At 70.7% G+C, this 13,224-nt stretch carries 11 protein-coding genes; 6 read left to right on the top strand and 5 right to left on the bottom strand.

The annotated features are described in order from the left end of the window. Window positions 1-140: 140 nt before the first annotated feature. On the top strand, window positions 141-2,303 hold the full coding sequence (locus C8K30_RS24850; protein WP_108495585.1) for a DEAD/DEAH box helicase: 2,163 nt from the start codon (window positions 141-143) through the stop codon (window positions 2,301-2,303). A 108-nt stretch (window positions 2,304-2,411) separates the two neighbouring features. Here C8K30_RS24850 and C8K30_RS24845 read toward each other — a convergent pair whose 3' ends face one another. Then, the gene (locus tag C8K30_RS24845) at window positions 2,412-4,442 is read right to left on the bottom strand and encodes a chorismate-binding protein (protein WP_108495584.1); all 2,031 of its coding nucleotides are present in this window, start codon (window positions 4,440-4,442) and stop codon (window positions 2,412-2,414) included. Between the two features lie 318 nt (window positions 4,443-4,760). Here C8K30_RS24845 and C8K30_RS24840 point away from each other — a divergent pair, with 318 nt between their 5' ends. After that, on the top strand, window positions 4,761-5,531 hold the full coding sequence (locus tag C8K30_RS24840) for a ThuA domain-containing protein (RefSeq protein WP_108495583.1): 771 nt from the start codon (window positions 4,761-4,763) through the stop codon (window positions 5,529-5,531). After that, a complete protein-coding gene (locus C8K30_RS24835) occupies window positions 5,528-6,643 on the top strand; it encodes a Gfo/Idh/MocA family protein (RefSeq protein ID WP_108495582.1) in 1,116 nt (371 codons plus the stop codon). The genes C8K30_RS24840 and C8K30_RS24835 overlap by 4 nt, the downstream gene beginning before the upstream one ends. 22 nt (window positions 6,644-6,665) lie before the next feature. Here the strand turns inward: C8K30_RS24835 and C8K30_RS24830 are convergent, their stop codons facing one another. Then, a complete protein-coding gene (locus C8K30_RS24830; protein WP_108495581.1) occupies window positions 6,666-6,911 on the bottom strand; it encodes a hypothetical protein in 246 nt (81 codons plus the stop codon). A gap of 78 nt (window positions 6,912-6,989) precedes the next feature. After that, entirely contained in the window at window positions 6,990-7,355 is a 366-nt protein-coding gene (locus tag C8K30_RS24825; protein ID WP_233257427.1) for a helix-turn-helix domain-containing protein, read from the bottom strand. A gap of 71 nt (window positions 7,356-7,426) precedes the next feature. Here C8K30_RS24825 and C8K30_RS24820 point away from each other — a divergent pair, with 71 nt between their 5' ends. From C8K30_RS24820 to C8K30_RS24810, 3 genes are all read left to right on the top strand, one after another. Further along, window positions 7,427-8,446, top strand: coding sequence for a zinc-binding alcohol dehydrogenase family protein (locus C8K30_RS24820; protein ID WP_233257426.1), 1,020 nt, complete (start codon window positions 7,427-7,429; stop codon window positions 8,444-8,446). A 57-nt stretch (window positions 8,447-8,503) separates the two neighbouring features. Continuing rightward, on the top strand, window positions 8,504-8,935 hold the full coding sequence (locus C8K30_RS24815) for a heme-binding protein (protein ID WP_108495579.1): 432 nt from the start codon (window positions 8,504-8,506) through the stop codon (window positions 8,933-8,935). 294 nt (window positions 8,936-9,229) lie between these two features. Then, entirely contained in the window at window positions 9,230-10,054 is an 825-nt protein-coding gene (locus C8K30_RS24810; RefSeq protein WP_108495578.1) for an alpha/beta fold hydrolase, read from the top strand. Window positions 10,055-10,133: 79 nt separating this feature from the next. On the opposite strand, the gene C8K30_RS30800 is transcribed toward C8K30_RS24810, so the two are convergent. Together C8K30_RS30800 and C8K30_RS24800 are read right to left on the bottom strand one after the other, a co-directional pair. Beyond that, the gene (locus C8K30_RS30800) at window positions 10,134-11,438 is read right to left on the bottom strand and encodes an RICIN domain-containing protein (RefSeq protein ID WP_158281123.1); all 1,305 of its coding nucleotides are present in this window, start codon (window positions 11,436-11,438) and stop codon (window positions 10,134-10,136) included. A gap of 97 nt (window positions 11,439-11,535) precedes the next feature. Further along, window positions 11,536-13,008, bottom strand: a complete 1,473-nt coding sequence (locus tag C8K30_RS24800) for a family 43 glycosylhydrolase (protein ID WP_158281122.1) — start codon at window positions 13,006-13,008, stop codon at window positions 11,536-11,538. Window positions 13,009-13,224 lie beyond the last annotated feature (216 nt).

Raw genomic sequence — 13,224 nt, 5'->3', positions numbered from 1 at the left:
CGGCTGCCGATCGGAGCGCCCTGGTCCGGGCTACCTGCCGCACGGGCCGGCTGTCCGACGTCCGACCGGGCCTCGGCGCCCGGGCGTGGCACGGCGCACAGCGCCGCTGTCGCGGTACGGATGCAGGCGAAGGAGGAGATGTGGCACGACAGGGCCAACGCCGGTCCGGTCAGGCGCGGACCGGGTCCGGCGCCCAGCGCCGCCGTGCCCCGCGGCCCGCCGAGCAAGGGATCATCCCGGTGCTCGCGGAGGTGACCCGCGAGGTCGACGGCGCCGTGCGGCGACCGCCGACGCGCCAGGCGGTGCGCACGAAGTTCCAGGTCGTCGCGCTGCTCATGCGCGAGGAGCGGGCCCGGGTGAGGGCCGACGGCGCCCTGACCGAGCCCCAGCGGGCCAAGCAGCTCAAGCGGCTCGACGGCGTGGCGACGCTGCTGGCGAGGATCGCTGCCCGGGACACCTCGCTGCTCGGGCTGCTCGCCGAGGACGCCCGGGTCTCCGACGCGGCGCGCGCCTACAAGGCGAACCTGATGCGCGCCGGCGGGCTGGAGCCGCCCGAGGAGCCCCCGCCGCCCCCGCCGGCCGCGCCGGTGCCCGGTGCCGAGAAGCGGGTGGTGCCCCGCTCGGTGATCTCCCGCCAGCTCGCGAACCCGTTCCTCGCCCCGGACTTCGAGGCCGCGGCCGAGCGCCTGGCTCCGCGCGCCCGCCGACTGGCGGGCTGGGAGCTGCTGGAGCCGCTCTTCCGGTCCTTCGAGTACGCCGACGCCGGCGCACCCGCCTGCATGCCGCTGCCCGAGCCCCGCTCGGTGTCCGCTCCCCACGGCCGGAAGCTGATGCCGCACCAGGCCCAGGTCGTCGAGGCCACGGCCCGCGGGCATCGCACCTTTCTGCTCGCCGACGAGCCCGGGCTCGGCAAGACCGCCCAGGCGCTGCTCGCCGCCCAGGCGGCCGACGCCTACCCGCTGCTGGTCGTAGCGCCCAACGTGGTGAAGACGAACTGGGCGCACGAGGTCGAGATGTGGACGCCGCGGCGTACGCCGACGGTGGTCCACGGCGACGGCGACCGGATCGACGGGTTCGCGGACGTCGTGATCGTGAACTACGAGATCCTGGACCGGCACGTCGGCTGGCTCGGCGACCTCGGCTTCCGCGGCATGGTCGTCGACGAGGCGCACTTCATCAAGAACAAGGGCTCGCAGCGCTCCCAGCACGTGCTCGCCCTCTCCGAGCGCATCCGCGCCCGGGCCGGCCGGCCCCTCCTGATGGCCCTGACCGGCACCCCGCTGATCAACGACATCGAGGACTTCCGGGCGATCTGGCAGTTCCTCGGCTGGATCGACGACGCCAAGCCGCTCGGGCCCCTGATGACCGCCCTCGAGGACGCCGGGCTGACCCCGGCCGACCTGGGGTTCTACGCGGCCGCCAGGACGAGCGTGATCGACATGGGCATCGTGCGCCGCCGCAAGGCCGACGTGGTCGCCGACATCCCCGCCCGCCGCGTGGCGGACATGCCGGTCGAGCTCGACGGCGCTGCGGGCCGCTCGATCCGGGCCGCCGAGGAAGCGCTCGCCAGCCGTCTGGTCGATCGCTACCGGTCCGCCGTGGCGGCGCGCGCGGAGAGCTCCGTCGTGGACGACGTCGTCGTGGACGGCGTCGACCTCGAGCTCGCCCGCCGGGTGGCGGCGGCCGAGCTGAAGGACTCGAGCTCGAAGGCCAAGGGCGAGAACGTGTTCACCATGGTCCGCCGGATCGGCCAGGCCAAGGCCGGGCTGGCCGCCGACTACGCCGCGCAGCTGGCCCGCAACGTCGGCAAGGTGGTGTTCTTCGCCAAGCACGTCGACGTGATGGACCAGGCCGAGAAGACCTTCGCCGACCGCGGCATCGGCTACGCCTCGATCCGCGGCGACCAGACGCCCAGGGCACGCGAGAAGAACATCGCCGCGTTCACGGGCGACCCCGACGTGCAGATCGTGGTGTGCTCCCTGACTGCCGCCGGGGTGGGGCTGAACCTTCAGGTGGCCTCCAACCTGGTGCTGGCCGAGCTGTCCTGGACCTACGCCGAGCAGACCCAGGCCATCGACCGGATCCACCGGATCGGCCAGGCCGAACCCGTCACCGCCTGGCGGATCATCGCCGCCCAGACCATCGACTCCACGATCGCCGAGCTGATCGACAGCAAGGCCGGGCTCGCCGCCAAGGCACTGGACGGGGCGGGTGACGACGACGTCGCATCATCCACGGACGTCCAGCTCGAAGCCCTGGTCGCGCTGCTCACCGACGCGCTCGCCGCCGAAGGCATCGGCTGAGCCGCCGGACCGTCGCCGCGCGATGACGATCTGCCGCCGGGCAGGGCAGGGCAGGCCGTGCCGGGTCGGCGCACGATCGGGATCGTGCGCCGACCCGGCGCGGTGCGTTCAGCGTGCCGGGGACGGTTCTGCCGGGGCGCCCAGGACGTGGCGGGTCAGGGCGTCGAGGACGGTGATGCCGTCGGCCGAGAGGACCGATTCCAGGTGGCCCTGGACCGAGGCGACACCGGGGCCGCGCAGAGCCGTGAGCACGCCGTCCGTGTCCACGGACGGTTCCAGGGCGAGCCGTGCGACGGGGTTGTCGGCGGCGGCAGCGGCGATGGTGGTCAGCCGCGCGCCGAAGGTGTTGTAGTAGCCGACGGCGGCCGTTGTGCCGAATACGTCGGCGTCGAGCCGCACGCCCTGACGCGGTGCGGGCAGCGCGCGGATCGGGAAGCCGGCTAGCCCGGCGAGCACCTGGTGGCTGAGGCAGACCGCGAGCAGCGGCCGGCCCGCGGCGACCCGCTCGTGGATCCGCCGGGTGATGGCCGCGATGCGCGGGTCGGCCTGGTCGCGTGGGTCGCCCGGCCCCGGGCCGAGGACGACGAGGTCGTCCGCGAGCACGTCGTCGACGGCGTCCCACCGGACCACGCGGGCGTGCATGCCGAGATGGCGCAGCTGATGGGCGAGCATCGTCGTGAACTGGTCCTCGTGGTCGACCACGAGGACGGTCCGGCCGGTCAGTGCAGAGGTCTCCGCGGGTTCGAGCAGCGTCGTGGACGTGCCCGCCGGTCCGGCAGGCGCTGCCTCCTGCGGACGGACCCAGAACTCGGCGAGCTGGCTGTTGCGGGCGGTCAGCGCCTCGGCGACGCCGGGCTGCGCGTTCAGGTCGACGACGGCGTCGGGCCCGGCCCCGCGCGGCACCAGCCCGAGCGACGCGAGCACCCCCGCCGCCTTGGCCCGCGTCTCCGCGACCTCGTGCTCGGGGACGGAGTGACGGACGAGGGTCGCTCCGGCCGGGACGGTCACGCGGCCGCCGTCGTGCAGGTAGGCAGTGCGGATGAGGATCGGGGCGTCGAGCGAGTAGCCCGCGGGGCTGGACGGCGTGGGCTCGGCCGGGTCGCGGGCGTCGTCGGGCTCGAACAGGGCGAGGAAGCCCGAGTAGTAGCCGCGTGGGCGCGTCTCGTGGCGGGTGATGACCGTGCAGGCGTTCTCCATGGGAGACCCGGTCACGGTGGGCGCGAACATCGTCAGGCGCAGCGCCTCGCGCGGGTCGAGGGTGGTTCGGCCCTCCAGCAGGTACTCGGTGTGGCTGAGGCGGGCCATCTGCTTGAGGTACGGGCCGACGATGCGGCCGCCGTCGGGGCAGAGCGCGCTCATCATCTTCATCTCCTCGTCGACGACCATGAAGAGCTCCTCGTTCTCCTTGGTGTCGCGCAGGAACTTGAGGACGCCGTCGCGCGTGGGGCCCGACGCCGGGTGGCGGTAGGTGCCGCTGATCGGGTTCATCCGGGCGACGCCGTCGTGGACGGTCAGGTGCCGCTCGGGGGTGGCGCCCGCCAGGGACAGCGCCTCGGACGCCGGTCGATCGGTCCCTGTCGCGGGTGCCGGGGCGTGCACCGCGAAGGTCCAGTACGAGCCGACCTCGTGCGTGAGCAGGGCACGGAACCACGAGGTCAGCGTGGGAACGGTCGCAGCGGAGGTGCGGGCCTCGAAGCGGCGCATCACGACGAAGTTGGCGCCGGCGCCCTGCCCGATCTCGTCGTCGATCACGCGGCGCACGATGCCCGCGTACTCCTCGTCGGGGATGTCGAAGCCGAGCGGTTCGGCGGCGACGGGCTCGGGAGGGAGGGCGGCGACGGCGGCGGAGAGCGAGACCCGCTCCGACTCGCGCACGACTATGCAGCGCAGCGGGGCGCCGTCGTCGTGCACGGTGAAGCCGCGCTCGACGGCCTGGCGGAACGGGACCACGGCGAGCACGGGCGCGCCGTCGAGCGGGATGTCGTGCAGGAGGTCGGCGTCGACCACGTCGCCGGTCAGGACCTCGACCTCGGTACCGCCTTCGCGGCGCAGGAGAGCGAAGGGGAGCGAGCCGTCGGAGGCCAGGACCCGGTCGAGGAGGGGATGCCGGGTGGCGGCGGAGCGAGGGGTGTGGGACATGCGTTGCCTCTCGGTTCGGGGTGCCCGCCCCGGACCGAGAGCCTCGTGGGAACACGAAACGACCGCCCCGGGAACGAGGCGGTCGTGGACGTGTGAGTGGATGCGTCGCGAGCCCGCCTAGTCGGCGGGCCACCAGTCCAGGCAGATCAGGTGCGACGTCATGGCCGGAACGTTAGCCGGGTCCGGGCGGGGTGTCCACAGGGGCCACACCGAGAGCCCCGGTCCGACGACGTAGCATGACCAGCCACAAGGACACCGAGCAGGCTCGCCAGACCACCCCGGAACCTGATCAGGGGTCGGAAACAGGAGGAAGCAGATATGCCAAGTGAATCGCTCCGGGTCCTCGTGTGGGGCGAGAACCGGCACGAGCAGGTCGAGCCGTCTGTCGCCGAGCGCTACCCGGACGGCATGCACGGCGCGATCGCCAAGGGCGTCGGCGAGTGGCTCGGGGACAAGGCCCGCATCGCCACCACCACCCTCGACGAGCCCGAGCACGGGCTGACCTCCGACGTGCTGGACGAGACCGACGTGCTCGTCTGGTGGGGACACGCTGCTCACGGCGACGTCGCCGACGAAGTGGTCGAGCGCGTCCACCGCCATGTCCTCGCCGGCATGGGCCTCGTCGTGCTCCACTCCGGACACTGGTCCAAGATCTTCGTGAAGCTCATGGGCACCACCTGCTCGCTGCGCTGGCGCAGCGAGCACGACCGCGAGCTGGTGTGGACCGTCAACCCGCAGCACCCCATCGCCCGCGGCATCCCCAACCCGATAGTCATCCCCGAGCAGGAGATGTACGGCGAGTACTTCGACGTGCCGACCCCCGACGACCTGGTCTTCATCAGCGGCTTCAGCGGCGGCGAGGTCTTCCGCAGCGGCATGACCTACCGCCGCGGGTTCGGCCGCATCTTCTACTTCAGCCCCGGCGACCAGGACTTTCCGGTCTACCACAACCGGGACGTGAACCACGTGATCGCCAACGGCATCGAATGGGCCCGGCCCGATCGGGAGCGCGAGACGCCGACGCTGCTGCGCTACGACACCGGCGACTTCTTCAACGGCGAGGGCTACCGAGGGGCGTTCGAGCGATGACGTTCCGCACCATCGAGTCCGATGGGCCCTTGCGGCTCGTCGTGGTCGGCGCCGGCGGCATGGGCCGGGCCTGGACCCGCGCGATCCAGGCAGACCCTGGCACCGAGCTCGTCGGCATCGCCGACCTGTTCTCGGCGGCGGCCGAGTCGGCCGCCGCCGAGACCGGCATCCCCGATCTTGCCGTCGGGGCCGACGCCGTCGAGCTCGTACGCCGCACCGGCGCGGACGCGATAGTCAACGCCACCGTTCCCGAAGCGCACCACCCGGTCACGACCGCCGCGCTGCTGGCCGGGATCCCGGTGCTGGGGGAGAAGCCGGTCGCCGCCAGCGTGGCCGAAGGGCTCTCGCTCGCGGCCGCGGCCGAGCACACCGGGCAGCTGTTCATGGTCAGCCAGTCCCGCCGCTACCATCGGTCGCTCTTCCAGGTGAAACGGCAGCTGGCGGCGCTCGGCGCCGTCGGCTTCGTCGCGGTCGAGTTCTTCAAGGCCCCGCACTTCGGTGGCTTCCGCGACGAGATGGCCAGTCCGCTGCTGCTGGACATGGCGATCCACCAGTTCGACATGGCCCGGTTCCTCCTCGACGCCGACCCCGTCTCGGTCTCCTGCGAGGAGTACAACCCGGCGTGGAGCTGGTACGACGGCGACGCGGCCGCCAACGCGGTCTTCGCCATGGAGGGCGGCGCCCGCTTCACGTTCAACGGCTCGTGGTGCAGCCCTGGCTTCGAGACCTCCTGGAACGGCGCCTGGCGGATCTCTGCCGAGCGCGGCACCGTGCTCTGGGACGGCGACGGCGAACCCGACAGCGACCCCGAGACGTCCGTTGCGGACGCCGAAGACCCGAGGCATGAGATCGCGGGATCCCTGCGCGAGTTCACCGCCGCCCTCCGCTTCGGCACTGAGCCGATGGGGCGCGTGCACGCCAACGTCATGAGCCTCGCCATGGTCGAGGCCGCGATCCAGAGCGCGGCGCAGGGGCGGCGGGTCGCGATCGACGACGTGCTCGAGCGCTCCTACGAGGCCGCGCTCGCGACCGAGCGGAACGCCGAGGTCCTCGGGGTCCTGAAGTCCTGGCCGTCGGTGCGGGACGCCTTGAGCCGGAAGAAGACGGAGTAAGCCCAGACGACGACTGGGACACTCAGCGCAACGTCGGCCCTTCCACGTCCACCGGCCCGTGTGCGACCGGGTGCTCGATCTGCAGGTTGAGGGTGCTGCGCGACGTCGGGATCACCGCGAGCTGGGCCTCGCTGCCGCTGGCGCCGATAGCGCGCACGTGCAGGTGCCCGTCCTTGAGGCGGATCGCGAACTGGTCGGCGCCGGCGACGAACCGCACCTCGCTGTCGTCGTTGATCACGGTGGGGCCTGTGGGCAAGGTCTTCGGCATGGGTACAGCATGCCTGGCGCGGCGAGGAGGGCCAGTCGCCGCCCACCGTGTGACACGAGCGGCTGCGCCCGGCGTGCATCAGACCGGTGAGGTCATGTTCTCCTCGACCCAGTCCCGCAGGTGGGCCAGGGGTGCGCCGGCGCTCTTGCCGAGCGGCGTCAGGGAGTACTCGACGTGCAGCGGGACCTCGGCGAAGACCGTGCGGTCCACCAGGCCGTGCTCCTCGAGCTTGCGCAGGGTCGAGGACAGCACCTTTGGGCTGATGCCTTGCAGCTGGTTCTTCAGGACGCCGAAGCGCACGGGTCCGTCCTCGAGCGCTCCGATCGCCAGGGCGCTCCACTTGTTGGCCAGCAGGTCGAGCATGTCGCGGCACGGGCACGCCGCCGCGTAGACGTCGTTGCGGTCGCAGTCGTCGGTCGTCAGGGCCTTCATCTCGCCACGCATGCGTCCATAGTACCCAATGGGTACTACTGTCCCTTGACGGTAACTAGGGTCGCTCGTTCACGCTGATGCACATGGACGAAACGATCCTCGGCGTCGGGTACCGGCGCAGCCTCCCCATCACTGATCCATCCTCCCTCCAGGACGTCGAGCTTCCCCGGCCGGTCCCGGGCCCGCACGACCTGCTGGTCGAGGTCCGCGCGGTGTCCGTCAACCCTGTCGACGTGAAGGTGCGGGCCGCCCAGGACCCGCAGGGGAGCATCAAGGTCCTCGGCTACGACGCCGCCGGCGTCGTGCGCGAGGTCGGGTCCCAGGTCACGTTGTTCGCCCCCGGCGACGAGGTCTGCTACGCAGGCAGCATCGGCCGTCAGGGCACGAACGCAGCCCTGCACGCGGTGGACGAGCGCATAGTGGGGCGCAAGCCCGCGGCTCTCGACTTCGCGCAGGCCGCCGCTCTGCCGCTGGTGGCGATCACCGCCTGGGAGGGCTTGTTCGACAAGCTCCGGATCACCGCCGAGACGCAGGGGACGCTCCTGTTGGTCGGTGCCCCGGGCGGCGTGGGGTCGATGGTTCTCCAGCTGGCCCGGGAGCTCGTCCCCGGGCTGCGGGTGATCGCCACCGCATCTCGGCCGGAGGGCGCCGAGTGGGTCCGGTCCCTGGGCGCGGCCGACGTCGTCGACCACCGTCGAGGCTTGCGGGGCGAGGTCGAACGCGTGGCGCCGGACGGGGTCGACTACATCTTCTCGATGCACTCGTCGGGCCAGGTGGCCGACTTCGTGAGCCTGCTGAAGCCGTTCGGCCAGGTCGTCGCGATCGACGATCCCCGGACGCTGGACGTGCGGCCGCTCAAGTCGAAGAGCCTGTCCTGGCACTGGGAGCTCATGTTCGCCCGGCCGCTGCACGGCGGGGCCGACATGATCCGTCAGCACGAGCTCCTGGACCAGGTCGCCGATCTCGTCGACGGCGGCCGGATCCGCCCGATCGCCACGACCGTCCTGCGCCCGATCGACGCGGCGCAGCTGCGCGAGGCCCACCGGCTTGTCGAGACCGGCCGCGTCGTCGGGAAGGTTGTCGTCACCAGCGAGCCCGCCTGACAACCCCCTGAAGTTTGTCCATCCGAACCGCACAACCACACTGACAAGGAACTTCTCATGAGCGACACCATCGCCCAGATTTCGCCGATCATCCTTCCGCTGGCCACCGCACGCTCGGCGGTTGCCGCCGCGGTTACGCGGGCCACCGAGCTCGGCACTCCGTTCACGATCAGCGTCGTCGACGGCGCCGGGCTCCTCGTCGAGGCGACCCGCATGGACGGGGCGGCACTCGCGTCGATCGACACATCGCTGGCGAAGGCCCGCACGTCGGCGTTCTTCGGCGCTCCCACGGCAGACCTCGCCGGCGCCGTCCAGAGCGGCGGCCCGTTGGCCACTATCGAGACCGCCGCCTCGTTCGCGCTCGCCTTCGTGGCGGGCGCCGTCCCCATCACGGACTCGAACGGCGTCGTCATCGGCGCGATCGGCGTCGGGGGCGGCATGCCGGACCAGGACCACGACGTCGCGTCCGCGGCGCTGGCCGCCATCTGACGCGGGCCCCGAGCCCTGCGCGGGGCTGAGCCGACGGCGTCGGTTCAGCCCCGCTTCTCTGTTCCCGAGACGCCGACGACCTCTAACCCAGGTTCCGGAAGACCTGGCACACCCCGCACGCCCGCTGGGCGAACTCATCGACGGATTCGCGCATTGAACCGCCGGATCTGACCGGTCCTGAGCGGCGGTCTGCTCTTCGACGATGGATGCTGTTGTGCACGGCGGGCCGGCATCGGCCCGCGGAGCTCTCCTCGGGGGAAGGCGGCTCCTCGCGCAGAGAATCGGGAGGGCACCATGCCGAAGGTAATCACCAGCGATGGCACCGAGATCTTCTACAAGGACTGGGGGAGTGGGCAGCCGATCGTGTTCAGTCACGGCTGGCCGCTGTCAGCGGACGACTGGGACACGCAGATGCTGTTCTTCGTCCAGCAGGGCTACCGCGTCGTCGCCCACGACCGCCGTGGCCACGGCCGGTCGACCCAGGTCGGCGACGGTCACGACATGGACCACTACGCCGACGACCTGGCCGCGGTGACCGCCCACCTCGACCTGCACGACGCCGTGCACGTCGGGCACTCCACCGGCGGTGGCGAAGTAGTCCACTACATCGCCCGGCACGGCGAGGCCCGGGTGGCCAAGGCCGCGATCATCGCCGCGGTCCCACCGCTGATGCTGCAGACCGAGGCCAACCCCGGCGGCCTGCCCAAGAGCGTCTTCGACGGCCTGCGGGCCCAGCTCGCGGCGAACCGCTCCGAGTTCTACACGGCACTGGCCTCGGGCCCGTTCTACGGCTTCAACCGACCCGGCGTCGAGCTGCGCGAGCCCCTCGTCCTGAACTGGTGGCGCCAGGGCATGACGGGCGGCGCGCAGGCCCACTACGACGGCATCGCAGCGTTCTCCGAGACCGACTTCACCGAGGACCTGCGCAAGATCACCGTGCCGGTGCTGGTCATGCACGGTGACGACGACCAGATCGTCCCGTACGCCGACGCCGGCCCGCTGTCGGCCGCGCTGCTGCAGAACGGCACGCTGAAGACGTACGAGGGGTTCCCGCACGGCATGCCGACAACTCACGCCGACGTCATCAACGCCGACCTGCTCGAGTTCATCCGGTCCTGACCCGCACCGACCTTTCAGCGCTGCGGCGACGCCGAGCGGCGCCGGCCCGGTTGGGGCCGACGCCGCTCGGCGTCTCAGGTCAGGCGCTGGCGCGCAGCCACTGCTGGTTGTTGCCTCCGTTGCAGGGGTAGATCTTCAGGATCGTGCCGTTCGACGTCGAAAATCCGGGGACGTCGACGCACTTGCCGCTGCGCCGGTCGACGATCTCGACGTAGCCGTTGCTCGTGCTCCGCAGCGTGAACTGCTGGTTGGTGCCGTCGTAGCAGTCGTACTGCTGGATCTCGGAGCCGTCAGCGGTGCCGGAGACGTCGAGACACTTGTTGGAGTGGACCGAGCGGATCCGGACGTAGCCGGAGCCGGCGTCCTCGAAGGCCCAGCGCTGCCAGTTCTCCCCGTTCCACGCGTACTGGCCGACGCGGGCGTTGTTGTTCAGGTTGGGGTTCTGGACGTCCATGACGAGGCCGCTGTGCCGGTTGGTCACGCGCTCGCCGGACGCTCCGGCGTAGGTGGTGTCGAGGATGACTGTGCCGTGCCGGCAGCCGGAGCAGCCGACCTGGGACAGGCCGCTCCAGGAGGTGAGGTCGGAGCTCGTGGAGGTCCACATGCCGCCGCTGGGGTACCGGTCGATGTAGGCGCGGTACGTGCCGTCGGCCAGCTGCACGACCGAGGGGCCCTCGTGGTACTGCTGCCACTGGTTCCCCTGGTTGGTCCAGGTGGTGAAGTTGGTCGAGGTCCACCGTTCGATCCACTTGGAGGTCTCGTTCTTCACGAACGCGTGGTAGGTGGAGCCGCGCTTCACGATGTAGGTGTCGATGTGGTTGGCGGGGATCCCGAGCCCGGTCGGACCGCTCCACGAGGTCAGCCCGCTGTTCTGGGCGGTGTACACGTACGGCGTGAACTGGTGGTCCGAGGTGCCGAGGCTGACGACGACGCGGATGGTGCCGCCCTCGACGTAGAACTCGGGCGCCCAGGTGTAGGCCGTGCCGCTGACGCCGGCCGGGACGGAAGCCACGTGCGTCCAGTTCCGCAGGTCGGTGCTGCGCGCGATGTTGAAGTGGGTGGACTGCGTGGTCCAGGATTGCACCGTGTAGGCGATGTAGTAGGTGCTGCCCGACTTGATGATGCTCGGATCACGCAGCGCGCCCGAGGGGCCGCGGAAGTTGGTGTCCGCGAGGGTGCTGAAGCTGGTTGCGTTCGAGGACGTGTAGACCCACAGCTCCTGGTCGGCGGCGGCGTCGCCCTTGAACGTGGTGTAGATGTACGCGGTCGCCGCGTGGGCCGGGGGTGCGTTCACGATCTGGGTCACGGACAGGGCGATGGCGAGTGCCGCGAGAAGCGCGAGCATTCGGTGGCGTACCGGGTGCGTGGGGACGGCGTGTGCCATGGGGACTCCTTTGTCTCGTGCCTGGCGGGGCCAGGCGCCGTCGGTCTGGCCGGAGCGTGGGGGACGTTCCCGCCCCCGCGCTCCGGCTGGTGGGAGGTCAGTCGACCAGCCGGAACGTGGCGTCCTGGCGGGCGACGTCGGTGCCGATGGTGTCGATCCGGAGCGTGTAGTCGGAGTGGCGCACGTACCGGTCGGGGAAGTTGTACGACTGGAACGAGGACCATCCGGAGCCGGCCAGCCCAGCGACCTGCTTGAACGTCGCGTCACTCCTGAACGTCGAGGAGCCGTCGTTCGGGGCGAGCCTCAGCACGTAGTTGTCGTGCCGCAGGTAGTGGCCGGGGTAGTTCTCCGACTCGAACGAGACGTACCCCGAGCCGCCGTCCGCCAGGCCGGCGACGACGCGGAACCTGCCGTCGAGCGCCGGGCTCACGTTCGGGTCGATCCGCACGGCGAAGTCCGCGTGGCGGACGTAGCGGTCCTGGAAGTTGTAGGACTGCAGACGGCGTACCGGGACGGCGCCGGCGTTGTTGTTCTCGCCGGACGGGCCGGCCAGGACGGTGGAGGTCGAGACCGGGACGCCGAGGTTAGGGGTGCCGTCCGGGTTCCAGGAGATCCGCTGTGCCCGGCTGGTGCGGGTGGTGCCGCACCCCTGGGACGACGAGGAGTTGGCGTGGTAGACGATCCAGTCCTCGGTGCCGTCGGGCGACTTGAAGAAGGAGTGGTGGGCGGGCCCGTACACCCCGTTGGCGTCGCTGCGCTGGAACAGCGGCGTGCTCTTCTTGGTCCACGAGCTCCTGCTGAGCGGGTCCGACCCGGTCAGCTCCAGCATGCCGATCTTGTAGTCCGGCGTCTGGCAGAAGCTTGCCGAGTAGGTGAGGAACGTGCGGCCGCCGCGCTGCAGCACGAACGGGCCCTCGTTGACCGGGTTGCCCTGGGTCTCCCACGAGTACGTGGGCTGGGAGATCAGCGTGCCGTGGGCGGCGACCGTCCACGGATTCGTCATCCGGGAGATGTACAGGTTCTGGGTGGCCCCCGACTCGAAGCTGCCGTTGTTCGTGAAGGCGGAGAACACGAAGTAGTTCGTGCCGCCCACGGTCATGACGCTGCCGTCGATCGCCCAGCCGTCGTTCGGCATGAGGTCGAGCTTGGCCTTGTAGGTGTACGGACCCATCGGGTCCGAACCGGCGCTCTCGAGCACGTGCTGACGCTGGCCGCCGCAGCACGAGCTGGGGCCGGCCGAGTAGTACAGGTACCACTTGCCGTTCAGCAGGTGCAGGCTCGGGGCCCACATGTTCGACGTCGCGTTGGGCTGCGACATCTGGAACACCCGGGTCTCGGCCGCGGTCTTCAGGCCGGACAGCGTGGACGACCTGCGGATGTAGATGTCCCCGGTCCACGTCGTGGCCGCGTAGTAGTAGTTGCCGTTGTAGTAGCCCAGCCACGGGTCGGCGCTGTTGGGCGTGCCGACGATCGGGTTCTGGAACGTCGGGCCGGGGGTGGCTGTGGCGACCGTGCCCGGCACGGTGAAGGGGAGCAGGATCGCAAGCGCCGCAAGAGCGGCAAGGAGCATGGTCGCGCCACGTCGCCGACGACGCGGCCGATTCAGAGGTGGATGACTCAGGCGTGGCTGACTCATAGGTGCGTTCATGTCTCTCCTCCTTGAGAGAAAATGTGAGCGCTAACATTCGACCCGGAGTCTTCCGGGCCTGCGATGGCGTGTCAATGCCTCGTGGCGAACGCACCCGCGCGACACGGGAACGCCGGCCGACAGGCCGTATGCGTTCCG

It is taken from the genome of Promicromonospora sp. AC04, assembly GCF_003058225.1.
GTDB lineage: Bacteria > Actinomycetota > Actinomycetes > Actinomycetales > Cellulomonadaceae > Promicromonospora.
The sequence above is the reverse complement of the archived record's forward strand: the minus strand, read 5'-3'. Positions and strand labels throughout refer to the sequence as shown.

What these genes read in the sequence shown, in the direction of transcription:
- C8K30_RS24845 (WP_108495584.1), bottom strand. Translation starts at nt 4,442, where the DNA reads ATGTCCCACACCCCTCGCTCCGCCGCCACCCGGCATCCCCTCCTCGAC.
- C8K30_RS24840 (WP_108495583.1), top strand. Translation starts at nt 4,761, where the DNA reads ATGCCAAGTGAATCGCTCCGGGTCCTCGTGTGGGGCGAGAACCGGCAC.
- C8K30_RS24835 (WP_108495582.1), top strand. Translation starts at nt 5,528, where the DNA reads ATGACGTTCCGCACCATCGAGTCCGATGGGCCCTTGCGGCTCGTCGTG.
- C8K30_RS24830 (WP_108495581.1), bottom strand. Translation starts at nt 6,911, where the DNA reads ATGCCGAAGACCTTGCCCACAGGCCCCACCGTGATCAACGACGACAGC.
- C8K30_RS24825 (WP_233257427.1), bottom strand. Translation starts at nt 7,355, where the DNA reads ATGCGTGGCGAGATGAAGGCCCTGACGACCGACGACTGCGACCGCAAC.
- C8K30_RS24820 (WP_233257426.1), top strand. Translation starts at nt 7,427, where the DNA reads ATGGACGAAACGATCCTCGGCGTCGGGTACCGGCGCAGCCTCCCCATC.
- C8K30_RS24815 (WP_108495579.1), top strand. Translation starts at nt 8,504, where the DNA reads ATGAGCGACACCATCGCCCAGATTTCGCCGATCATCCTTCCGCTGGCC.
- C8K30_RS24810 (WP_108495578.1), top strand. Translation starts at nt 9,230, where the DNA reads ATGCCGAAGGTAATCACCAGCGATGGCACCGAGATCTTCTACAAGGAC.
- C8K30_RS30800 (WP_158281123.1), bottom strand. Translation starts at nt 11,438, where the DNA reads ATGGCACACGCCGTCCCCACGCACCCGGTACGCCACCGAATGCTCGCG.
- C8K30_RS24800 (WP_158281122.1), bottom strand. Translation starts at nt 13,008, where the DNA reads ATGCTCCTTGCCGCTCTTGCGGCGCTTGCGATCCTGCTCCCCTTCACC.